Origin of the sequence: Pseudomonas sp. V88_4 (assembly GCF_029967985.1) — a bacterium.
Classification (GTDB): domain Bacteria; phylum Pseudomonadota; class Gammaproteobacteria; order Pseudomonadales; family Pseudomonadaceae; genus Aquipseudomonas; species Aquipseudomonas glycinae.
The window spans coordinates 1-22,913 of sequence record NZ_JASCAF010000010.1 but is presented as its reverse complement, the minus strand read 5'-3'; the positions used below and the strand labels follow the sequence as shown (position 1 = coordinate 22,913).

Annotated in this window: 21 protein-coding genes; 11 read left to right on the top strand and 10 right to left on the bottom strand. The window is 56.7% G+C overall.

Annotated elements, in window-relative coordinates; translation table 11 throughout:
- The first annotated feature begins 304 nt into the window (after positions 1 to 304).
- Positions 305 to 5,191: an NAD-glutamate dehydrogenase gene (locus QLG12_RS07015; RefSeq protein WP_282474207.1), complete on the top strand. Its 4,887-nt coding sequence runs from the start codon at positions 305 to 307 to the stop codon at positions 5,189 to 5,191.
- A 283-nt stretch (positions 5,192 to 5,474) separates the two neighbouring features.
- Here the strand turns inward: QLG12_RS07015 and QLG12_RS07010 are convergent, their stop codons facing one another.
- From QLG12_RS07010 to QLG12_RS06995, 4 genes are all read right to left on the bottom strand, one after another.
- Positions 5,475 to 6,188 (bottom strand): ATPase, encoded by a 714-nt coding sequence (locus tag QLG12_RS07010; protein WP_282474206.1) that lies wholly within the window; start codon positions 6,186 to 6,188, stop codon positions 5,475 to 5,477.
- Between the two features lie 241 nt (positions 6,189 to 6,429).
- Positions 6,430 to 6,849, bottom strand: a complete 420-nt coding sequence (locus QLG12_RS07005; protein ID WP_282474205.1) for a cupin domain-containing protein — start codon at positions 6,847 to 6,849, stop codon at positions 6,430 to 6,432.
- Positions 6,850 to 7,078: 229 nt separating this feature from the next.
- The gene (locus QLG12_RS07000; protein WP_007959339.1) at positions 7,079 to 7,372 is read right to left on the bottom strand and encodes a putative quinol monooxygenase; all 294 of its coding nucleotides are present in this window, start codon (positions 7,370 to 7,372) and stop codon (positions 7,079 to 7,081) included.
- Between the two features lie 120 nt (positions 7,373 to 7,492).
- The gene (locus tag QLG12_RS06995) at positions 7,493 to 8,929 is read right to left on the bottom strand and encodes a PLP-dependent aminotransferase family protein (RefSeq protein ID WP_282474204.1); all 1,437 of its coding nucleotides are present in this window, start codon (positions 8,927 to 8,929) and stop codon (positions 7,493 to 7,495) included.
- Positions 8,930 to 9,239: 310 nt separating this feature from the next.
- Here QLG12_RS06995 and QLG12_RS06990 point away from each other — a divergent pair, with 310 nt between their 5' ends.
- On the top strand, positions 9,240 to 9,683 hold the full coding sequence (locus QLG12_RS06990; RefSeq protein ID WP_119428050.1) for a carboxymuconolactone decarboxylase family protein: 444 nt from the start codon (positions 9,240 to 9,242) through the stop codon (positions 9,681 to 9,683).
- 133 nt (positions 9,684 to 9,816) lie between these two features.
- Here the strand turns inward: QLG12_RS06990 and QLG12_RS06985 are convergent, their stop codons facing one another.
- Positions 9,817 to 10,131 (bottom strand): hypothetical protein, encoded by a 315-nt coding sequence (locus tag QLG12_RS06985; protein ID WP_282474203.1) that lies wholly within the window; start codon positions 10,129 to 10,131, stop codon positions 9,817 to 9,819.
- Positions 10,132 to 10,326: 195 nt separating this feature from the next.
- Between QLG12_RS06985 and QLG12_RS06980 the strand changes: the two genes are divergently transcribed.
- The 3 genes from QLG12_RS06980 to QLG12_RS06970 are packed head-to-tail and all read left to right on the top strand — an operon-like array spanning position 10,327 to position 12,521.
- Positions 10,327 to 11,001, top strand: a complete 675-nt coding sequence (locus QLG12_RS06980; protein WP_282474212.1) for a secretin and TonB N-terminal domain-containing protein — start codon at positions 10,327 to 10,329, stop codon at positions 10,999 to 11,001.
- Complete coding sequence (locus QLG12_RS06975) at positions 10,998 to 11,549, top strand: RNA polymerase sigma factor (protein WP_011334580.1); 552 nt, start codon at positions 10,998 to 11,000, stop codon at positions 11,547 to 11,549. Before QLG12_RS06980 ends, QLG12_RS06975 begins: the two co-directional genes overlap by 4 nt.
- Before the next feature lie 33 nt (positions 11,550 to 11,582).
- A complete protein-coding gene (locus QLG12_RS06970; protein ID WP_282474211.1) occupies positions 11,583 to 12,521 on the top strand; it encodes a DUF4880 domain-containing protein in 939 nt (312 codons plus the stop codon).
- 154 nt (positions 12,522 to 12,675) lie between these two features.
- On the opposite strand, the gene QLG12_RS06965 is transcribed toward QLG12_RS06970, so the two are convergent.
- Positions 12,676 to 13,284 carry a prepilin-type N-terminal cleavage/methylation domain-containing protein gene (locus QLG12_RS06965; RefSeq protein WP_282474202.1) on the bottom strand — a complete coding sequence of 203 codons (609 nt, stop codon included), beginning with the start codon at positions 13,282 to 13,284 and terminating at the stop codon, positions 12,676 to 12,678.
- Positions 13,281 to 13,733 (bottom strand): type II secretion system minor pseudopilin GspH, encoded by a 453-nt coding sequence (gene gspH / locus QLG12_RS06960; protein ID WP_108562333.1) that lies wholly within the window; start codon positions 13,731 to 13,733, stop codon positions 13,281 to 13,283. The genes QLG12_RS06965 and gspH overlap by 4 nt, the downstream gene beginning before the upstream one ends.
- A 133-nt stretch (positions 13,734 to 13,866) precedes the next feature.
- Here gspH and QLG12_RS06955 point away from each other — a divergent pair, with 133 nt between their 5' ends.
- Together QLG12_RS06955 and QLG12_RS06950 are read left to right on the top strand one after the other, a co-directional pair.
- Positions 13,867 to 14,298, top strand: coding sequence for a type II secretion system protein N (locus tag QLG12_RS06955; RefSeq protein ID WP_282474201.1), 432 nt, complete (start codon positions 13,867 to 13,869; stop codon positions 14,296 to 14,298).
- A 368-nt stretch (positions 14,299 to 14,666) separates the two neighbouring features.
- Entirely contained in the window at positions 14,667 to 15,572 is a 906-nt protein-coding gene (locus tag QLG12_RS06950) for a hypothetical protein (RefSeq protein ID WP_282474200.1), read from the top strand.
- Positions 15,573 to 15,976: 404 nt separating this feature from the next.
- Here QLG12_RS06950 and QLG12_RS06945 read toward each other — a convergent pair whose 3' ends face one another.
- The 3 genes from QLG12_RS06945 to QLG12_RS06935 are packed head-to-tail and all read right to left on the bottom strand — an operon-like array spanning position 15,977 to position 19,384.
- Positions 15,977 to 17,758 (bottom strand): hypothetical protein, encoded by a 1,782-nt coding sequence (locus tag QLG12_RS06945; RefSeq protein WP_282474199.1) that lies wholly within the window; start codon positions 17,756 to 17,758, stop codon positions 15,977 to 15,979.
- On the bottom strand, positions 17,748 to 18,233 hold the full coding sequence (locus QLG12_RS06940; protein ID WP_282474198.1) for a hypothetical protein: 486 nt from the start codon (positions 18,231 to 18,233) through the stop codon (positions 17,748 to 17,750). Before QLG12_RS06940 ends, QLG12_RS06945 begins: the two co-directional genes overlap by 11 nt.
- Positions 18,230 to 19,384, bottom strand: a complete 1,155-nt coding sequence (locus QLG12_RS06935; RefSeq protein WP_282474197.1) for a dsDNA nuclease domain-containing protein — start codon at positions 19,382 to 19,384, stop codon at positions 18,230 to 18,232. The genes QLG12_RS06940 and QLG12_RS06935 overlap by 4 nt, the downstream gene beginning before the upstream one ends.
- 742 nt (positions 19,385 to 20,126) lie before the next feature.
- Here QLG12_RS06935 and QLG12_RS06930 point away from each other — a divergent pair.
- From QLG12_RS06930 to QLG12_RS06915, 4 genes are all read left to right on the top strand, one after another.
- A complete protein-coding gene (locus QLG12_RS06930) occupies positions 20,127 to 21,275 on the top strand; it encodes a hypothetical protein (RefSeq protein WP_282474196.1) in 1,149 nt (382 codons plus the stop codon).
- The gene (locus QLG12_RS06925) at positions 21,272 to 21,655 is read left to right on the top strand and encodes a hypothetical protein (protein WP_282474195.1); all 384 of its coding nucleotides are present in this window, start codon (positions 21,272 to 21,274) and stop codon (positions 21,653 to 21,655) included. The genes QLG12_RS06930 and QLG12_RS06925 overlap by 4 nt, the downstream gene beginning before the upstream one ends.
- Before the next feature lie 67 nt (positions 21,656 to 21,722).
- Positions 21,723 to 22,010: a hypothetical protein gene (locus tag QLG12_RS06920; RefSeq protein WP_282474194.1), complete on the top strand. Its 288-nt coding sequence runs from the start codon at positions 21,723 to 21,725 to the stop codon at positions 22,008 to 22,010.
- A 456-nt stretch (positions 22,011 to 22,466) separates the two neighbouring features.
- Complete coding sequence (locus QLG12_RS06915) at positions 22,467 to 22,853, top strand: hypothetical protein (protein ID WP_282474193.1); 387 nt, start codon at positions 22,467 to 22,469, stop codon at positions 22,851 to 22,853.
- Positions 22,854 to 22,913 lie beyond the last annotated feature (60 nt).

The following is a 22,913-nucleotide window of genomic DNA, read 5'->3' as shown; positions in this document are numbered from 1 at the left end:
TTACGTGCCAATGACCGAATATGTCGCAGCACCGCAAGCAGACACATTGTCGCACCCATTAAGCTGCGCAACGGATGAGCACCCGTAAAGGCATTGCCGTGGCCCCGCGAGCGGCGCCGGGCAGTCGTTTTTGCAGATGCCCATTCATGGAAGGTGAATGTGACCTGAGTGTCTCGTCCAGCTTCACCCACCTGTCACCCTGTTTCCTCTGCCCGAGATTCAGGAACAGGGCGACGGAACGCCCCGAAAGGGGTTTTGCACGCGACGCTTTCCATCAATAACAAGCCCAAGCGGAGTACCACAGATGGCGTTCTTCACCGCAGCCAGCAAAGCCGACTTCCAGCACCAACTGCAAGCGGCACTGGCGCAGCACATCAGTGAACAGGCACTGCCACAAGTGGCGCTGTTCGCTGAACAATTCTTCGGCATCATTTCCCTGGACGAGCTGACCCAACGTCGCCTCTCCGACCTCGCTGGCTGTACTCTTTCTGCGTGGCGCCTGCTTGAGCGCTTCGATCACGCGCAACCGCAAGTGCGCGTCTACAACCCCGATTACGAACGTCACGGCTGGCAGTCGACCCACACCGCGGTCGAAGTGCTGCACCATGACTTGCCGTTCCTGGTGGACTCGGTGCGTACCGAGCTGAACCGTCGCGGCTACAGCATCCACACCCTGCAGACCACCGTGCTGAGCGTGCGTCGTGGCAGCAAGGGCGAATTGCTGGAAATCCTGCCAAAAGGCACCACCGGCGAAGGCGTTCTGCACGAGTCGCTGATGTACCTGGAAATCGACCGCTGCGCCAATGCGGCCGAACTGAATGTGCTGAGCAAGGAACTGGAACAGGTCCTGGGTGAAGTCCGCGTCGCGGTCTCCGATTTCGAGCCGATGAAGGCCAAGGTGCAGGAAATCCTCACCAAGCTCGATAACAGCGCATTCGCCGTCGATGCCGACGAAAAGAACGAAATCAAGAGCTTCCTGGAATGGCTGGTGGGCAACCACTTCACCTTCCTGGGTTACGAAGAGTTCACCGTTGTCGATCAGGCCGATGGCGGCCACATCGAATACGACCAGAAATCCTTCCTCGGCCTGACCAAGATGCTGCGCACCGGTCTGACCAACGAAGACCGCCACATCGAAGACTATGCCGTGAACTACCTGCGCGAACCGACCCTGCTGTCGTTCGCCAAGGCTGCGCATCCGAGCCGCGTGCACCGTCCGGCCTACCCGGACTACGTGTCGATCCGCGAAATCGATGCCGACGGCAAAGTGATCAAGGAACACCGCTTCATGGGCCTGTACACCTCGTCGGTGTATGGCGAAAGCGTGCGTGTCATCCCGTTCATCCGCCGCAAGGTCGAGGAAATCGAGCGTCGCTCCGGCTTCCAGGCCAAGGCTCACCTGGGCAAGGAACTGGCTCAGGTTCTGGAAGTGCTGCCGCGTGACGACCTGTTCCAGACTCCGGTCGACGAACTGTTCAGCACCGTGATGTCGATCGTGCAGATCCAGGAACGCAACAAGATCCGCGTGTTCCTGCGCAAAGACCCGTACGGTCGTTTCTGCTACTGCCTGGCCTACGTGCCGCGCGACATCTACTCCACCGAAGTCCGCCAGAAGATCCAGCAAGTATTGATGGAGCGCCTGAAGGCCTCCGACTGCGAATTCTGGACGTTCTTCTCCGAGTCCGTGCTGGCCCGCGTGCAACTGATCCTGCGCGTCGACCCGAAAAACCGCATCGACATCGACCCGCTGCAACTGGAAAACGAAGTGATCCAGGCCTGCCGCAGCTGGCAGGACGACTACGCCGCCCTGACCGTCGAAACCTTCGGCGAAGCCAACGGCACTAACGTGCTGGCCGACTTCCCGAAAGGCTTCCCGGCCGGCTACCGCGAGCGTTTCGCAGCGCATTCGGCCGTGGTCGACATGCAGCACCTGCTCAACCTGAGCGAGAAGAAGCCTCTGGCCATGAGCTTCTACCAGCCGCTGGCCTCCGGCCCACGCGAGCTGCACTGCAAGCTGTATCACGCCGATACCCCGCTGGCCCTGTCCGACGTGCTACCGATCCTGGAAAACCTCGGCCTGCGCGTGCTGGGTGAGTTCCCGTACCGCCTGCGTCACACCAACGGCCGCGAGTTCTGGATCCACGACTTCGCCTTCACCGCCGCCGAAGGCCTGGACCTGGACATCCAGCAACTCAACGACACCCTGCAGGACGCGTTCGTCCACATCGTCCGTGGCGATGCCGAGAACGATGCGTTCAACCGTCTGGTGCTGACCGCCGGCCTGCCATGGCGCGATGTTGCGCTGCTGCGTGCCTACGCTCGCTACCTGAAGCAGATCCGCCTGGGCTTCGACCTCGGCTACATCGCCAGCACCCTGAACAACCACACCGACATCGCTCGCGAACTGACCCGGTTGTTCAAGACCCGTTTCTACCTGGCCCGCAAGCTCGGCAGCGAGGATCTGGACGACAAGCAACAGCGTCTGGAACAGGCCATCCTGACCGCGCTGGACGACGTTCAAGTCCTCAACGAAGACCGCATCCTGCGCCGTTACCTGGACCTGATCAAAGCGACCCTGCGCACCAACTTCTACCAGACCGATGCCAACGGCCAGAACAAGTCGTACTTCAGCTTCAAGTTCAACCCGCACTTGATCCCTGAGCTGCCGAAACCGGTGCCGAAGTTCGAAATCTTCGTTTACTCGCCACGCGTCGAAGGCGTGCACCTGCGCTTCGGCAACGTTGCTCGTGGTGGTCTGCGCTGGTCCGACCGTGAAGAAGACTTCCGTACCGAAGTTCTCGGCCTGGTAAAAGCCCAGCAAGTGAAGAACTCGGTCATCGTGCCGGTGGGTGCGAAGGGCGGCTTCCTGCCGCGTCGCCTGCCACTGGGCGGCAGCCGTGACGAGATCGCGGCCGAGGGCATCGCCTGCTACCGCATCTTCATCTCGGGTCTGTTGGACATCACCGACAACCTGAAGGACGGCAAACTGGTTCCGCCGGCCAACGTCGTGCGGCATGACGACGATGACCCGTACCTGGTGGTCGCGGCGGACAAGGGCACTGCGACCTTCTCTGACATCGCCAACGGCATCGCCATCGACTACGGCTTCTGGCTGGGTGACGCGTTCGCGTCCGGTGGTTCGGCCGGTTACGACCACAAGAAAATGGGCATCACCGCCAAGGGCGCGTGGGTCGGCGTACAGCGCCACTTCCGCGAGCGCGGCATCAATGTCCAGGAAGACAGCATCACGGTGGTCGGCGTGGGTGACATGGCCGGTGACGTGTTCGGTAACGGCCTGTTGATGTCTGACAAGCTGCAACTGGTTGCTGCGTTCAACCACATGCACATCTTCATCGATCCGAATCCGGATCCGGCCACCAGCTTCGCCGAGCGTCAGCGCATGTTCGACCTGCCGCGTTCGGCCTGGTCCGACTACGACACCAGCATCATGTCCGAAGGCGGCGGTATCTTCTCGCGCAGCGCGAAGAGCATCGCCATCTCGCCACAGATGAAAGAACGCTTCGACATCCAGGCCGACAAGCTGACCCCGACCGAACTGCTGAACGCCTTGCTCAAGGCGCCGGTGGATCTGCTGTGGAACGGCGGTATCGGTACTTACGTCAAAGCCAGCACCGAAAGCCACGCCGATGTCGGCGACAAGGCCAACGATGCGTTGCGCGTGAACGGCAACGAACTGCGCTGCAAAGTGGTGGGCGAGGGCGGTAACCTCGGCATGACCCAACTGGGTCGTGTGGAATTCGGTCTCAATGGCGGCGGTTCCAACACCGACTTCATCGACAACGCCGGTGGCGTGGACTGCTCCGACCACGAAGTGAACATCAAGATCCTGCTGAACGAAGTGGTTCAGGCCGGCGACATGACCGACAAGCAACGCAACCAGTTGCTGGCGAGCATGACCGACGAAGTCGGTGGTCTGGTGCTGGGCAACAACTACAAGCAGACTCAGGCCCTGTCCCTGGCGGCCCGTCGCGCTTATGCGCGGATCGCCGAGTACAAGCGTCTGATGGGCGACCTGGAAGGCCGTGGCAAGCTGGATCGCGCCATCGAGTTCCTGCCGACCGAAGAGCAACTGGCCGAACGTGTTGCCGAAGGCCATGGCCTGACCCGTCCTGAACTGTCGGTGCTGATCTCGTACAGCAAGATCGACCTCAAGGAGCAGCTGCTGAGCTCCCTGGTGCCGGACGACGACTACCTGACCCGCGACATGGAAACGGCGTTCCCGCCGACCCTGGTCAGCAAGTTCTCCGAAGCCATGCGTCGTCACCGCCTCAAGCGCGAGATCGTCAGCACTCAGATCGCCAACGATCTGGTCAACCACATGGGCATCACCTTCGTTCAAAGGCTCAAAGAGTCCACCGGCATGACCCCGGCGAACGTGGCGGGTGCTTACGTGATCGTGCGTGACATCTTCCACCTCCCGCACTGGTTCCGTCAGATCGAAGCACTGGACTATCAGGTCTCCGCCGACGTGCAACTGGAGCTGATGGACGAACTGATGCGTCTGGGCCGTCGCGCTACACGCTGGTTCCTGCGTGCCCGCCGCAACGAGCAGAACGCTGCCCGTGACGTCGCGCATTTCGGTCCGCACCTGAAGGAGCTGGGCCTGAAGCTGGACGAGCTGCTGAGCGGCGAAATCCGCGAAAACTGGCAAGAGCGTTATCAGGCGTACGTCGCCGCCGGTGTACCGGAACTGCTGGCACGTATGGTGGCGGGTACGACCCACCTCTACACGCTGCTGCCGATCATCGAAGCGGCCGACGTGACCGGTCAGGACCCAGCCGAAGTGGCCAAGGCGTACTTCGCCGTGGGCAGCGCGCTGGACATCACCTGGTACATCTCGCAGATCAGCGCCTTGCCGGTTGAAAACAACTGGCAGGCCCTGGCCCGCGAAGCGTTCCGCGACGACGTCGACTGGCAGCAACGCGCGATCACCATCGCTGTTCTGCAAGCGGGCGGCGGTGATTCGGACGTGGAAACCCGTCTGGCACTGTGGATGAAGCAGAACGACGCCATGATCGAACGCTGGCGCGCCATGCTGGTGGAAATCCGTGCCGCCAGCGGCACCGACTACGCCATGTACGCGGTGGCCAACCGTGAGCTGAACGACGTGGCGCTGAGCGGTCAGGCGGTCGTGCCTGCCGCGGCGACTGCGGAGCTTGAGCTTGCTTGAGTAGCCGTTGAATGAAAAAGCCCCGCTCTCGAAAGAGGCGGGGTTTTTTTATGCCTGTTGTTTGGCGGTATTTGTGTGTTGCTGCACAAATCCAGCCCCTCACCCCAGCCCTCTCCCCAAAGGGGAGAGGGGGAAAGGGAGCCGATTTGTGTGTTTTTCGAAACTTGAGTTCGACTCGGTATTTCACGTCGGCGTAACTCTAACAAACACCTCGGTCAGTCCCCTCTCCCTACGGGCGGTCCGACGTTTCGGGAGGGTTAGGGGGAGGGCAGCAATCTAACTATCACCGCACATTAAGACCTTGTTTACTCTCGAGCATCGACACATTACCTGCCGGCCTGGTCAGCAAATTACTGAGCGACTGGTCAAACTTCTGCAACGCCCGAACCTGAACTTCCTGTTGCTGATTAATATCCGCAACAATCTCCTCCGAACCCTTGAAGTCCGCCCACACCGGCGTTAACTCTTTCGCCTCCGACCCCTTGGCCGTTCCGATGTAGTTGAACTTCCCATCATAAAAATCCGCGCTCACATCCGCCTTGACGTCCGAACTGCGCGAGGTAATCAACTGGCTGTGCGTGTCGACAATCGCCACCACATCCGGGTTGGCCGCACGCAGGCTCTGCATGTCCGGATACACCGTGACCGAGCCGAACTGGCGTTGCAGCGAGGCTTTCACCCAATCCACCGCCATGTCCGGTTTTGAGGTGGCGACGTAGGCGTCGTGGATCGGTTGCACCAGCAAGCTCTGGCCGAAACCGTTGCCGGCGTTGGCCTGGTAGTTGCGCAGGTAGTCGCGGTTGGTTTGGGTGCTCGGGCTGTAGATCACGCCCAATGAGACACCGGGACCACTTTTCACCTGGGTGGCGCTGCTGCGTCCCACCGGTTGGGTGAATAGCGTGTCGAGAGAGGAAACCGCTTTCGGAGCGGTAGGAACAGAACAGGCGGACAACGCTAAAACTGATATCGCCAAGGTACTGGCAAAGGCAAGTTTCATGGTGAGTCTCCCGTGAAGCAACTTCAGTCGGAAAGTCAGTGGTGTCGGGGTTGATTAAATAGAACCGGCGACAGTTGCCTCAGACTACTCCCGCCAAACTGAAAACAACCTGACAATTGGCTGAATGACTGTCATGCAATAGTTTTATTGGTTGTAAACGCTCTTGATTAATTGCCGCGAGAAATAAAAAAGGCGCAATTCAACAATTTGCGCCTTTTAGTTATGGCTGGTTAAACAACCATCAGTTTTTCAAGGGGATCAGCACTTGCTCGTCCGGCGACAGCACCATGAACACCAGCAACTTGGCCGGCTTGCTCTTGCTGGCATTTTTCGAGATCAAATGCTCGGAACCGGCCGGCTCGTACCAGTACTGGCCTTTCTTGTAAGTGATCGGTTGCTCACCCTTGACCTGGGAAACGATCTCGCCTTCGAGCACGTAGGCCATGGCCGTGCCGTCGTGTTTGTGGGCGATCGAGGACTGGCCGGGTTTGTAATCGACTTCGATCATCATGGCTTTTTTGCCGGGGACGTTTTTCAGTATCTGGTCTTGCAGCACTGTGACTTTCTCGGACGGGGAATCGGTGCCGTGGGCCAGTGCCGAAGCGCTGATGGTGAGGGCCAGAGCGGCGAGCGGGGCGGCAAGCAAGTGCAGGACTTTCATGGTGATCACCTGATGAAGTGGGGGAGTCGGTCATCACAGTAGTCCGCGTGCCGGGGTATTCAAACGGCCAATGTTCGGGAAGTTCGGGTGACCAATCTGGGGGATTTCAGCGCCTTCAAATACGCCATCGCTGGCAAGCCAGCTCCCACAGGTTTTTGTGTCGTTCATATGATTTGTGAACGATACAAAACCTTGTGGGAGCTGGCTTGCCAGCGATGGCGTCAGTAAGTCAAACGATTGGAAAAGAGTTGAAATCCACGCTATTGGCCAGACGACTGTCGATCAGGTCGATGAAGCCCTGGGCTTCCGGGCGATTGAAATGCGCCTGCATTGCCGCTTCCGACTGCCAGCGGGCGCTGACCGTCCAGCGGTGGCTGTCCTCGGGGCAGCGGTCGACCATGTAGGAATCGCAGCCCGGCGTTTCGCGCAGGGTTTCGACGATCTTCTGCAACTGCTTGCCCAGCTCCTCCGATCGGCCGGCGGCAGCCTGCACCTGTACGGTGTTGATCACTTCGTTGGACATTGCTCACACTCCTGAATCAGGCCGGACGAATCCTGCTCATTGAGGGATAACGCCTGTGCAGAATAGGCCTGCCCCCCCGGATCACCAATAACCAATCGGCGGTTAATCGTTTAGTCCAATCTAACCCACGACCTGTTGCAGAATGTCGCGCAGGCGGTCGAGGGCGATGTCGATGTCCAGCGTCTCGATGGCGCCGAAACCGAAGTACATCCCGCTTCTTGGCGGCTGCTGGTAATAGAAGCCGTCGATGGCATACAGCCCGACTTCGACCTTTTTTGCCAGTTCGATCACCAGCGGCAAATCGATAGGGACCTTGCAGAACACCGCCATGTGAAACCCGGCGCTGGGCGGCACGGCTTGCAGCCACGGCGACAGGTCGGTGGCCATGCGCGCCAGGATCCGCTCACGGCGCTGGGCATAAATGGTGTGACAACGGCGGATGTGCTTGAGCAGACACCCTTCGGCGATGAACTTGGCCAGCGCCCATTGCGGCAGAGTGGAAGCGTGCAGGTCGGTGAGCTGCTTGGCGCGGATCACCGCTTCGAGGATCGCCGGCGGCAGGATCGCGTAGCCGAGCCGCAGCTCGGGCAACAGGGTTTTCGAGAAGGTGCCGACGTAGGCGACGATCCCGCGCTGATCGAGGTTGTGTAGCGAATCGGTCGGGCGGCCCTCGTAGCGGAATTCGCTGTCATAGTCGTCCTCGATGATGATCGCGCCCAGCTCATGGGCCCGCTCAAGCAGGGCTTCGCGCCGCGCCTGACTCATCGGCATGCCCAGCGGGAACTGGTGCGACGGTGTCACATAGATCAGCCGCGTGCCCTCGGGAATCCGCTCGACCTGAATGCCCTCGGCATCCACCGGCACGCCGACCACCGTCGCCCCGTGAGTGCCGAACAGCAGCCGTGCCGGCGGGTAACCGGGATCTTCCATAGCCACCAGACTGCCGGGGCGAATCAACACCCGGGTGATCAGGTCCAGCGCCTGTTGCGCGCCGTTGCAGACCACGATGTCCTCGTCCTGACAGTTCACGCCACGGGAAAACGCGATGTGCCGGGCAATCGCATTGCGCAGCGCCGGCAGACCTTCCGGCACGCTGTAGAAACCTTTGGAATTGGCCATCTGCCGTAGCGCGTGAGAGACGCAGCGGCGCCAGTCATCCTGGGGAAACTGACCCTTGCTGGTGGCGCCGCCGATGAAGTCGTAGCGCAGCGAACCCTCGAGCGTCGGATGGCGCAGGAACACCGGCAGATTGCGCCAGCTCTCGATCACTTCGGCGCTCGCCAGGTCACTGTGGTTTTGCTTGCGCTCGATGGTCGCCGGACGCGCGTTGACGTAAGTACCTTTGCCGATCACTCCGGTCAGGAAGTTTTCGTAAGTCAGCTGCGCGTAAGTGTCGGAAATGGTCTTGCGCGAGATCCCCAGTTGCTCGGCGAGCAAACGGCTGGGCGGCAACTGGGTGCCCGCGGCCAGACGCCCGGATTCAATGGCGCCGCGCAGTTGCTGGTACAACTGACCGGCCAGATCCTTGCGGCCATTGATTACGACATGCAGTTCCATACCGACGAGGCGCTCCGGGCGATTGAGTGTGCCGGCCAGATTACTCCCGAATGCAGTATCGACATAAGTTGTGTAGTGCAAATCGCCCAAATTGGCATAGGGCCCTGTGGGAGCTGGCTTGCCAGCGATAGCGGTGTATCTGCTGACATCTATGTTGAATGTGATTGCCCCATCGCTGGCAAGCCAGCTCCCACAGAAATGTTGTTTTACTTGAATCAGTGGTCTGCCGTTTTTTCGTGCAATTGGGGCTGTAACGTTGCCCAACCAGCGCCTACCGTGAAATCACTCTTCTGCTGCCCGAGGCCCGCCCATGTCACCGCGTCTGGATTACTACAGCGCTTCACCCAAAGCCATGAAAGCGATGATTGCCCTGGAAGCGCTGACCAGCAGCCTGAGCATCGAGCCGCCGCTGCTGCACTTGATCAAGATCCGCGCCTCGCAACTCAACGGCTGCGCGTTCTGCACCGACATGCATTCGGTGGAAGCGCGGCGGGCAGGGGAGACGGATCGGCGGCTGTACGCCATCGCGGTCTGGCGCGACAGCGGCTTCTTCAACCTGCGCGAGCGGGCCGCGCTGGCCTGGACCGAGGCGGTGACGCTGCTTGCGGATAGCCGGGTGCCTGACGATGTTTACCAGCAGGCGCGGGAACAGTTCAACGAGACGGAACTGGTGGACCTGACCATGGCCGTCAGCACCATCAACAGCTGGAATCGGCTGGCGGTGAGCTTCCGCCAGATTCCTGCAGACCATTGATCAATGCCAAACACAAAAAACTGTGGGAGCTGGCTTGCCAGCGATGGCGGTTTGTCTGTGCGATCAATGTTGACTGACAAGACGCTATCGTCGGATCGCCGCCCGGAGCAGGCTCGCTCCCACAGTCGGTCAGTCAGTTCGGTGGCCGCTGCGGTTTCACCGACGTGCCAAACGTGTTGCCCATCCGCGTACTGGTGGCCGCCGGCGTCGCCAGCCCCACCTGATTCGGCGGGCGCTTGTCGATCGGCACATTCATCGCTTCCTGATTTTTCTGCGCAGCCGCCGCACCGTCGGGGTTGTTGCCCATCTGCTGGCTCAGGCAGTCGTAATTCGGCGCCTTGTAGCCACCCACCGTCACCTCGACGCAGCCCAGCGGCTCCTCCGCATGTGCAGCGCCCAACACCGTCAGCAACAACCCGCCGAAGACGACTTTCCAGACTGATTTCATGCCTGCCTCCTGGCCGGCCCGAAGGGGCCGCTCTGGCTCAAGAGTCTAGTGCAACGGGCGCGCCGATCCCGTGATGGTTTTTTTGCAGTGGCCGTCACACCAGATTCATAAACAGCCCTCAGGATGACGGTTTTCAGGGATACATCAGCCGTGCAGCGAGGCCGTGCCAGGGAGGATGTTGTGCGCTCAGCGCTCATGCGCCAGCTCTGTCTGGGGCTGCTGCTTGGCTTGTTTCTGAGCCGCGCCGGCGCCGACCCGGTGCCGGCCACGATGCGCATGACGCTGCACATCCCGGCCCAGGAACTGGCCCGCGCCCTCGAACAGTTCAGCCGCGCCACCGGCATGGCGGTGCTGGTCGACAGCCAGTTGAGTCGCGGTCGACGTTCCCTGGCGGTGGATGGCGAATTCACCGCCGCCGAAGCGTTGCGCCGAATGCTCGGCGGCAGCGGGCTGATGGCCAAGTACAGCCGCGACGACGCGTTCACCTTGCAAGTGGCGCAAGTCGAGGACGTGCCGATGCCGGCGGAGAAACCGCCCCCCGCCAGCGCAGCGGTCAACCGCAGTTACGCCACGGCGGTGCAGGCGGCCATCGAACGCAACCTGTGCCGCTCGCCGCTGACCCGGCCCGGCAGTTTTCGCGCGGTGTTGCAGTTGTGGATCGGCCGCGACGGCGTGGTGCAGCACAACCGGTTGGTCACCTCGACCGGCGATGTTCGGCGCGATGCAGCGCTGGTAGACAGTTTTCACACGCTCAAAATCGACCGGCCGACACCCGGCGCATTGCGCCAGCCAGTCACGTTGCTGTTGTTACCCGAATCGTCAGGAAAGCGCATGGAATGCACACAATGGGAAGGAGTTTCCGGGGGATGAAAGACGCCGGACAAAGTTCGATGGTCCAGCTGTTCCTGACGTCCTACGAGGACTTTCGGGTGCGCCTGCGACGCCGTCTCGGCTCGGAGGACCTGGCCAACGACGTGCTGCACGAAACCTACCTGCGGGTCGACCGCATGGAAGCGCCGCCGAACCTGCTGCGGCCCAACGCCTACCTCTATCGCATGGCCCTGAACATCGCCGCCGACCGCCGCCAGGCCGATGCGCGGCTGCTCACCGGCAGCGAAGTCGAAGAACTGCTGCAAGTCAGCGACGAAGCGCTGGACCCGATGCGCGTAGTCGGCGGCCAAAAGGAAATCCAGTCCCTGCTCAGCGCCCTCTACGAACTGCCGGCCCGGCGCCGTCGAATCTTCATCGCTGCACGGCTGGAAGAAGCGCCGCACCTGGAAATCTCCCAGCGTTTCGGCATCTCCACGCGCATGGTCGAGAAGGAAATCAAGGCCGCCCTCGGACACTGCGCGGCCAAACTGGAAAGAAAAGTGTTTCAGCGGTTCGGTCGCGGGGCCGGAAAACCGTCTAGTGAATGAAGCTCCCGATCAACCCGTCGAGTACCTGTGCGTTTGAACATCTTCCGTCTGACACCTGCCGAGCCCACGCCTGCCGAGCGTCTGCAAAGCGAAGCCCGCGACTGGCTGATCCTGCTGACCTCCGGCCGCGCAACGGTCGCCGATGCCCGAGCGCTGCGCCAGTGGTGCGCGCAAAGCCCCGAACACGCCCGCGCCTTCGAAGAGTGCAAGGCGTTGTGGCACCTGCTGCAACCGGCGGCGGAAGCGACGCAGGCACCACGCCGATTCGGACGCCGGGCCTTTCTCGGCGGCGCGCTTGCCGCATCGGCGGCGTTCCTGCTGGTACGCGGCACGATTCCGGGCGGGTTCTCCGGGCTTGGCGCGGATTACATCACTGAAGTCGGCCAGCAACGTCGGGTCGAACCGGCCGACGGCTTGAGCCTAGAACTGAACACCCAGACCCGCATCAACCAGCGTTCGGTGGATGAGGGCGTGCAGGGCTTTGAACTGGTCAGCGGCGAAGTCGAAGTCCAAACCGCGCGGCTGCCGATGGCGATGCAGGCTGGTGGCGGCTGGCTGCGGGCGAGCAGGGCGCGCTTCAACCTGCGCAACCTTGATCAGCAGGTGTGCGTGACGTGCCTCGATGGCGCGGTGGACGTGGAAGTCGAAGGCCGCAGCCTGCGCCTGGAGCCAGGTCAGCAATTGACCTACGACGCGCAACAGGTCGGCACGGTGCAAAGCGTCGACACGGCAGCGGTAACCAACTGGCGCCAACAGGTCCTGGTGTTCAACGGCACGACCCTGAGCCAGATGATCGATGAGATCAACCGCTATCGTCCGGGCATGTTGCTGCTGCTCAACCGCGAACTCGGCCAGCGCCGCGTGCAGGCGCGTTTCTCCCTCGACCAACTGGCCGGCGTAGGCGCATTGATCCGCGATGCCTACGGCGTCAAATGCACCGAGCTGCCGGGCGGCGTCGTCGTTCTCAGCTAACTACACAACACCCACAAACACCCTAAAACCCTGTGGGAGCTGGCTTGCCAGCGATAGCGTTATGTCAGGCAATGAGATGTTGGATGTGAAGGCCCCATCGCTGGCAAGTCGAATCGTCGCACCGCAGCTCCCACAGGGACCTCAGTGACTTCAATTACTGCAACGGCCCCATCACCTGCCGATACTTCTCCACCCCCTGCGCCGTCTCCCGAGTCAACCGCACCTCCAGCCCCAACGGATCCTCCCGCCGATTCCCGCTCAACTGCCGCCACCCCTTATCCATCTCCCAAACCCGCACCTGCAAATCACTCACCTCACTCAACACCGCCACCCCATCAGTCGGCGCCGGCAACGGATACCGACTACGCGCCGGCGCCACCGCGCGATACAACGTGTCCCCCTTGAGCCACCAGCGCACCCGCTGCAAAGCCCCCGGCTGATCCGCCGCGCTACGAATAATGTCCAGCCGAAACCCCTTGCTGTCACTGCTGCGCACCGTAACGGCAGGCGGGGCCGTCGCCGGCTCATCCTCGGTGCCGACCCTCTTCGGCTCCGTCAGCTCAACCCCGGCGCGCATCTCCACATCCCGCTGCATCTGATTCAACGCCCGCAACAGGCTGTCACTCTGCTCACCACTGGCCTGCAAATGGCTGTCGGCGCGCGTGACACTGTCCAGCCCCTTCCAGGCAATCAGACTGACCACCGCCATCAACAGAATCGCGACCATCACCTCGATCAGCGTAAAACCTTGTTGTCTGTTCATTGCACGCTAATCCGGCCCGAAGCATCGCGCAGCACACTCAACCGATTGAGCCCGTCAGACAGCGTCAACTGCAGCGGCGGATTGATCCACTCCGCGTTGAGCACCACTTTCTGCTTCGGCTCCACCCGCACCGCAAGCTTCGGACTCTGCCAGGGACGCGGCCGCAACTGCGGGTCCCGATCGAAATGATCAAAACCCTTGCCACTGTCACTGCGCCGACTGAACCGAAACCCCTTGCCATCGCTCAACCACGCAATCGGCCGCCCATCGGCGCGGGCCTCAGCCTGGGCAATCTGCAGCAACTGCGCCACGCGCTCGGCGTCCTTGCGCAGCAACTGCAACGGATCGGGCTTGATACTCAGACTGATCGCCGCGCTGGCGATGCCGATGATCACCAGCACCACCATCAACTCGATCAACGTAAAACCCTGCTGCCTGCACCGGTTCATCGAATGCGCACTCCCTTGCGTCCAGCCCCGTCCCAAAAAACCATCCTGCACGGCCAACATGTAAGGCGTGTGAAATAAAACCGTGAGAATTGCCGCGTAGTCTGGTCACCGGGACTAAAAGGAGATTCAGCCCATGAGATTCACCGCACGCTTTTCACCCCCCCAACTCATCCAGGCCGCCGCGCTGCTGGCCGCCCTGATCGGCATCGCCACCTGGTCATCCCTGCTCCTGACCACCGCCGAATCCCACACCCCGGCGGCCACGCCGCAACTGCTCGCTGCGCGCAGTGACAATCCCGCGTTGCAGTGGTTCTCCAACCGCACGGCGCCGGTGGAGATCAAGGTCAGTGGCGTGATGGCGGGGAGTCGCGGGGCGGTGGCGATACTCAGCCTCAACGACGGGCCACCGAGGAGTTTTTTGCAGGGAGAGCGGGTGAGTCCTGGGGTGAGGTTGGTGGCGGTGGAGGGGGATGGGGTGGTGATTGAGCAGGGTGGGGAGAGGGTGCGGTTGGGGGTGGAAAGGTTGGGGGAGGGGGTGGAGATGCCTAGGTTGGTGAGGCCGTGACTTTTTAGGGGATGCAGTTATTTTGGCTTCTCAGTCGGGTGGTGGGTACTGGATCGTCAGGGATGTGCTTGATTGCCTTTGACCAACTGGAGGAAGCGTGTCGTAAATGTCCGCTTTCGGGCAGAAGCAGTCACTCGCGAGTCGCTTATAGCGACCCAAGCTGCCTTTCTTAGAGGTAGTTGATACATTTTCCGCTGGTGCAATCCTGCGCTTGCGCCACCACGTATTTGCTGATGCAAATGTCGCACGGGTGGCTTCTGAAAATAAATGTTTTGGTTCATTATATTCTTGGAGGTGAGCTTTTTGCGTTGAGCCGTAACACCTTCGCACACATCGAAACTTATAGTCAGGCATGACAGGAACCAAACGTGGCAAAACTTTCCATTCTGAAACAAATCGAAAAAGATTATGGTGAGTTTTCTGCCATAAGAGCCAGCCGACCGAGCGATAAAGTTGCGCGCTTCTCTAGAGCGCAATACGAGAAGCTGGAGAAAATTTTAGGAGCCAACGACCCCATTGTTACTGCTGAATGGATCGCTAGGCACTATCTAGCCTCAAAGAAAATTTCGCTGGCGGCTCTCTATTTTACCCAGTCCGAAACCCTTCTCAGCCAAGGGATGAAAAATCTTTCTTTTTATGCATGTTATTACTCATTATTTAGCGCACTGTCTGCCAATGTGTTACTTAATACTGATTTCCAACTTGAAAAAGTAAGAGAGATTTCTCACGGCGCACTTGCTAGAGAAATCGAAAATTATTATGTCAGAGTTGGCGTTTACGATGAAGAGATAGTGCGACTGCTTGATGAGTTGCGTTTTTGTCGTGAGCTTTATAGCTATCACTTACCTATTTCAGGTGACGTGACACACGGCGAGACCATACTGGATGTTGATCGTTTGCACGACAGGCTCGGCAAAGCTTTACCAGTTTGCCTTCAAGTCTCAGACATGCAGTCATACTTATCCTATTATGCGTGGGGAAGCGCAGTAGGACGCCCATACGACTTTAGCGTTCAACAGATACCTGAAGTTGATGAGCTTTTTTGGTCAATTGTAACTCGAAACGGGACATCTTCTCTCAGTCATAAGGATCGTGGGGACTATTATTTGCTAGCCTATTTCCTGAAAACTGGCCAGCCCATACCGCTTACGTGGCTTATCAATGAAAAAGTTCTGGAAGAAGTAGAGTGTGGTTGGGTTGAGGAATCTGAGCCAACTGGTTATCAAATTGGATCGATTGCGCAATATTTAGCCAAGGTGACTGGAGCGTTTTAATAGGCGAATATTTAACGCTCGGTCAAGGCAGCGAAGAGATTAAGAGACACTATGTCTGCAGTTCGCTTAACAAGCTATCTTCGTGGCTTTTGCCGGGCTGGCATCGGAGATTGAAGCTCACAATCCCTGACCTAGCGATCTATCGCGACCGACTGCTCCTCGTCGATAGTGACCGCTCACGGACGTCCGCCTCCGGCCGGTAGCGGTCGTTTTTGTGAGGAGCCGCTAACGGCCAAAATCAGCCATTTAGCGTCTAAAAACTAAAGGGGATTCAGGTCGTGTCTGAACTACTGTCTTCATAAAGAACAATCTGGCCGATAACGCTGAGACGCTGAACCAAAGCTGTCATGGAGCACCTTGTACAATGAGGAGGTCAAAGCCGTACTGTCGGAGCTGTTCGGAGACTATGAGTTCAGAATGTTATTTAAATATCCAAGGTACATTGGCTGTTCAAAGCCACCGAACTTTGGAAGCCATTCTTCATCCGTCGCCGGGTCGATCTCGAAGCGGTAGCTGGTAGTCGAGAAGATAACCTGAGCGTTATTTTTTAGAGACACTACTTTGAGCTCTTTGATGTACGCATCCAGATCTTCTGAGTGAATCTCCTGCTGCCGAGGGGTATCGAATATCAATGTTCGGAAGGGCGAAGTTGGATTGCCGGTGCAGATTTCAAATAGCGCAGCGTGGAATGCGAGCACCGTACGAGCCTTAGAACTACCTTTGATGATCCCAAGTTTCTCAGAGCCAAGAATTGGCTTCAGATCACTGTCGATCTGGATCTCTCTGGAGATGTTCTTGGAGTTTAGGATGTCTAGCCAACGGGCCATTTTCTCGGCTAACGCGAGCTTGAATCGCATTACATCCGGAGATTGCTCTCTGGTTTTTCCGAGAGACTCTAGCTCGTTTTGAACCGCCTCTCGCCGATTCAGCAGTTCGAGGTGCTTACCTTCTTGGCTCTTGTATTTCTGTTGTTGACCTTTTTCGAGCTCTAACTCGAAGAGTTCGGAGGCAATTCTACTGATCGCCTCAATAAACATCTCAATCCCTGCTTCGCGCTCTGCAATCCCTCTCTTTGCGGAAAGATCAGCGATTTGTCCTTCTAGCCAAGTCATCTTCGTCTGCAGAGCTTCAGCCTGCTGTATATTCGCGACGGTCACGGCTTCCAGGTCTTTCAGCTGATCTTTGAGATAAAGCAAGCTTTTGCCATACGAGTCAGAGCTGACGAGAAACATCCCGCACGAGGGGGTTGTGCATATTTCGCTAAAAGAAATGAATGCACGGCGAGCTTCTTCATTCAAATCCAGGGTCTCGATTTCGCTTTCGATCTCATCTCGTATTTGAGACGAACTGCGAATCCTCGACTCTAGGGTTATATGCTGTGAGGCTACCTCTCGGTGCTGGCGACGAAGATCGGTAATCAAGAAATCGAAGCTGTTTAATGTCTCGCTTTTAATGTCCTTGGTCGTCTTCAACTCATCAAGACGAGCTTTGAGAGAGGTAATATCACGCTCAATATCTGCTTCAAGTCGTGTAGCGGCTGGGAGATCTTGTCGTAGCCTCTCCATAAGCTTACGGCTATCGGTGATAGTCTTATCCAGGTAGTCGAGTTCTTTTTTGAGATTGATCGTCTTTTTGGCTGCGTCGAATGAGCTTCTGGCAGGGAGGCCCACAGCTAGGCGAATCATTTCGGAATACTGAGCTTTGATAAAACTATGTCGCGGCGGAACGTAATAGTCCGAATAACCGATGTCCTGATCTAGATAAAATAGTGGCAGTATCGCCGAGAAATATGGAATTGTAGCGGTATCACTATTGGTAGTCAGACGCTCAGATCTTAGATTCAAGATGCCCAGCATGAACCTGGAAAAGTCTTCATCGTTATAGAAACGATTGATAGTTTTGCCGTCGCTGCTAACAGTAATGTCGTATTTCTCTCCTACCTTCCGCTCAAAGGAAAGTAAGTTGGTGTTTATATTTACTCGCAGGACGACCTTTCCGGTATTTCGAATGATGTCTTCACGAAATTGGACGTCTAATCCGAGACAAAACATGATGGATTGGATTAGGGGTGTTTTCCCACTTCCATTAAGGGCAAATAGCTGGGTAACAGATTTACCAAACCTCAGCTCTTGAGAGCCCCATCCACCACCATGGCTTGCAAAGAACTGTAGGGATTCAAATTTCATCTAGTTTGGCCTCGATGTCTCGTTCTTTGCAGATATTTCTATATGTTCTTTTAATGGTTAAGAGCGCCACGCAAAGGTGACTTTCTTCGCTCATAACTTTGTCTATGAATTTCTTGCCGGGCTCTGCGGCATCGATCCGAGAGTTGTGTTTGTTAACGACTACCATTCCAGCGTCTTCCAAGAATGTCAGCGCCTTAATTGTTCTTACTCTTAAGTTCGCCGACCAGCCTAACTCTTGCGTTGAACCTTTGAAACTGGCAATGCTCTGTTCAAAACACTGCCCAACTAACATGCCAATGTCGTTACGCTTAGGTTTTGCTTGGCTGCGCGCGATTAAAATTATGGTCAGTGCAATTAATGGGATATGAAATAAAGTCTCATTACCCAAAACGTCAGACCTGTTTCTTGGTGAGTACGAGAAATTAAGAATTTGGGACTCAGTGCTTGCTGCAGCCACAGCTTCACGGAAATTCATGAAGACTCTCCTTTCACGATTTCAGACAGTACAGCTCCAAAAACTAATTCTTCAGTTAGGTCGTTGCGATCTAATAGAGCGCGAAGGTTAGTTGTTAGCTTAACGACCGCGCCTGTAATTGTCTTCATATCTATTTTTCCAACAGCCAAGCTATCTGTCAGACTTGTTATTTCGTCCATTAGCTCAAGTAGTTTTAGCTCTTGGATTGTGTGTCTGTTAACTCGATACCAAGTCTCCCACTCCGACTTGAAGTTTGCAAATGTGTTAAGTGTTTCTTCTTTATAGTTGTTTCGCTTTAATACGCGCTGAAGAATCGAAACGCTTTTAATAGCGTTCGGGTCGCCGCCATTTCTGAGGAGGTAATAGGCCGGGCGAGAGATGGAAAGTATGTCGAGCATGTCATCGAGGGTCACGCTCGCTTTATCATTAAGCATGTCCTCGGTCATGCTGTCCTTTATTTCTTCTGATGATTTGCTTTCTATTAGTGATAGAAGCTGAATGATTAGAAGCCGAACTTCCTTCGGAGTCAAATTGATTTCACTGTATTTGTAAATTTGACTATGTGCGCTTGAGACGAAGTTATCGTCATCCTCATTCAAAATTTGCTGGCGAGGCACTAGCTTTAGGTGGGACAGGAAGTCGAGAACTTCTTTGTCGGTCTTTGTTGCTAGACTTGGTACAAGCTTTTTAGTTTCAGTTATGAGCGTTGTCGTGTGTTTGGATACAACATTGCCGGATTGTGCATCGTTGACCAACCCTTCGACATCATCGTCAAAATTAATGTTCGTTAAGATGACGAGAGAGTGGCAGGTGTCACCGAAGTTATCTACGTGTAACAACATCTTGCCGGCAAAGCTGTTGGGTAAGTCGTGGCCGTTTTTTTTGGTTTTCTTGATGCCAAATATCTCTAGGATATTGTAAAGATGGTTCTGCTTTGTCTTTGTTTTGACCTGTACGAAGCGGTAGTAAATCTCCCCGTCATCCAAAAACTTGACCACGTAATCTTCGTGGTAGTCGCAAAAGACTCGCTCAATAGCGCAGTCTTCGAGGAGTGCTAAGCATTCTAGGCTTGCGGCTTTGAATTGGGCCTTAAATCGGTGAATGGTATCTCTACCGTTCAACTCGCGAGCCTTAACTTCATGAAGTTTCATATATAGTGCTCAGCGTTCTTTGTCGGACTGGAGCCGGCTATTCTGAACGGTTGAGAAGCGCTGCAGTTGCGTGCCCCCCAAACGGTTCGGCGGCACACATGGCATTTAGTGAGGTGAGCGGCGCGTTCGAATGTGATCGCGATAGCAACAAGCTGCCGGGCTTGAGTAGCGCGATGTCGTGAGCGCAAATATTCACGATTAGCTTCCATTGCTAAGACCCTTGGGGCTGATGTTCTTTCAGTTGGTGCATCATATGCGGCTGATTGCCATCAGTAAACGATGCTGGGCGATCTAGGTTGCCGCGCACAATCTCCTCACTCTGTGTGGTAGATGATTATGTTGGCACTGTTCGGTGCCTTGTACTTGGCAAGACACCGCAGCCCACTGATCGTATCGGTGTGCTGTTCGCCATTTGAGATCGTATTTAAGACGAATAGGTGTTTTGTCAGACGTCCGTTTCTGCTCCGCCCTCAGAGGCTGCTTCTGGCCGAAAGTAGCTGTCGTTATTGGCGTAATGGCAGCTAAACGCAGAACATTCGGGCCGGAGTCACTGTGTATGGCCATCTGCTGCCATACAACGATCCTCCCTCACCAGTTATCCTGCGAACCCCGCGAATGACAGGAATCAGCCGTTTGGGCACAGCTTTTTAGGTTTTGTCCTACAGCCAGCATTTGAGATTTTCGATAGCGTCGGAGTGTCAGAAACTTAAGCCGGGATTCCCGAAGTGAACAAGGATGATTCATGAGTGAAATTGGAAACGTACTGAGACCCGCGCAACCTAACCCGCCAAGAAAAAAGGTCTACCGTGGCGTAGAACCGACCGACCTGCACGCCAAGCACTGGGCGGAATACCCTGAGGCTCCGGCAGAGAAGCCGGCGGCTGCAAAGCCAATAGCTGAACCTGGTTTCTACATCGTTCAGCAAGTCATGCCGCGCTCTGCACTGGAAGCTGCGTTGTTCGATAAGCCGGACGGTGCAACGCTTGAGAAATTCTCGCGCCTCAACCCTCACGTCACCGGTTACGCCAAGCCCGGGCAGCTCATCGTGTTGAGCGATCCGAACAACCCCCAGTGCACACGTGAAGAAGCGTTGCTCATGGAAGCGGCTCAGAAAGTGGACGCGGCACTCAAGCCTATGTCCGACGAAGAAGCGAGCTTCATGGTCCGCTATCGGAGCCAGATAGAATCCGTTCTTTCGCAAGGCTCTACATCAATCGGTGTCGGTGAATCGATCTTCGCCAAGAATCTTGAAGACGTGAAAACGTCGCTAAAGGAAATCGAAACGCTGCATCAGAAAAGCTTTCAGCGTGACGGTCACTTGCGTAGTTCGGAGTTTTTTGACGAGCGTGCACGACTGTTTGCCAAGCTTGATAGACAGCTCAACGGGTTAACCAGAAAGGGCATCGGTTTCCCGGATCATCCGAGTCTGAAATCAGCTCTCGGCATCTCAAGCAAAAGCCTGGTGCATCATTGGACCCTGGCCGGTGCTCCGGGACAGATTCCCGGTTACGCCACTCACGCAGAAGGTGTCGCCAGAGCAGCCAAGGTTGTGAAGTATGGTGGCTGGGTGGGTACAGCTGTAGGGGGCGGGGCGTCTTACATGAAGGTTCAAGAAGTTTGTGCAGCAGGCAACAAAGATGCCTGTGAAAAGATTAAATACACGGAGGGCGGTAGCTTCATTGGAGGGGTGGCCGGCGGCGCGGCAACAGGGGCAGTTTTGACAGCTCCAGTTGTAGGTGCGATTTGTGTAGGGCTTGGAGTGCCTACCGGCGGCCTGGGGACTCTGGCTTGCGGCGTAATAGTCGTAGCAGCAGGCTCATATGCTGGCGGTGCCATAGGAGGTGCCACTGGTGAACTCGCAGGTGAAATGATTTACGAGGTTACGAAATGAATACTGCAGAACTTATTGTCGGCGGTATGTGCGTAGTGGTCATTGCTCTGCTGATCGTTTGGATCGGTGTTGCCCTGTATATCGGAAACACCAAAATGGACTTGATCCTTGAGAACCTCAAGAACAGCTCTGCTGGAGTCAAGTTGGCTGCACTGAAACACGGCGGAGCTTGGGGAAGGCTGCTTTTGGTCGGAGGTGCATCCGGGCTCGTCACATTTGCAAATTTCTACACTCGCCGTGGCACTCTCAGCGTAGAGGATGTAAGCAACTTTCCGGCGCCACTCAAGCAGAAGCTTGTATTGATGCAATGGAGCGCAATTGTGCTGCTTTCTACGATGACGCTGCTAGCTGCTGTGGGGAAATCGGGAATACTCAAGTAACCAGGTAATCAATTTGTTCGCCCTAGTTTGAACGCTCGGAGGGGCTACAGACGAAGGCGCCACAAGAATGAAAAAGCTTTCAATCACAGCGTTCCTCGCTCTAGTGACCGTGCTCTACGTCGGCTACTACGAATCCCTTGAGGACGGGGACATCGAGACCATTGTCTTCATCAAGAAGCACCCGACGTTTCAAATGAAGTTCTACAACATCCACGCGAACGATGGAGAGATCAGGAAAGTAGAGCGCCTGACAGCAGAGGAGCGGGGATGGATTATTGATTACTGCAGGTATCGCTTGGGAATCGACACCGACCTGAAGACTCAGGATGACGTCGAGATATGTCGGCAAAAATAGAGCTGTTCATCTGGTCTAGGTTGTCAGTTACGACTGGCAATCTGGTCAGTTGGGATAACGGGACGAATCTGTTGAAGGATAAGTGACGAAATAAGTCCTCGATAAACACCAACGTTTAAAAAGACATCTCCAGACACTCTCTCAGGCTACATATCCTTGCGCCGTTGCCTACAGCTACGCCAGAATCCGCCGGCTTGTGCGCCTTGGGGACGGGTTCTATTGTGGTGCGGTCGCTGACGAATCAGTGATCGGATTTGACCGTCCGCCCAACATCAAGGCGCACCAGCGTTCTGCACGTGTTCAGGCATTGTCTGAAATCATGTCGCGGTGGCTGTGCGTGGGACACCTTCGGGTGTGCCGGATTCCTTGATGTCCGGTCGGTCAACCCGCGTACAGCTGCCACCCTGTTTGTTTGACCGCGAACGGTGGCAGCTCCAGTCATCAAGGAGCTTCACCATGATCAAACCAACACCCAACCCGCCCGAAACCGACTCGGTTTCCCCCTACGAATCCATCGATTCCAGAAAACTCCACGAAGCCGCCGACCGCGCGCTCGACCATTACCTCTGTCCGCCCGGCTCCACGCCGCCCCCACGCAGAACCCGCGGGATGTATGCCGTGACGGCGGACAACAAAAACGAAGAACTGCTGATTGATGCCAGTGAAACACTCGCCTCGGCCCAAACCATTGCCCAAAACATCGCCAGTCTGGTGCCGGCTTCGCAGCGTCGGGCGTTGGTGGGCATTGCGCAATTGATCATGCTCGGGGAGTTGGCGGTGAATCGGGCGTTGGATAATTTGCAATTGCCGGTGAAGCAGACCTCGGGATCACCTGCTAATTAAACGGGTGTCAATTCTGGAGCCTTCGCGAGCACGCCCGCTCCTAGAGAATAGGGGACTGAA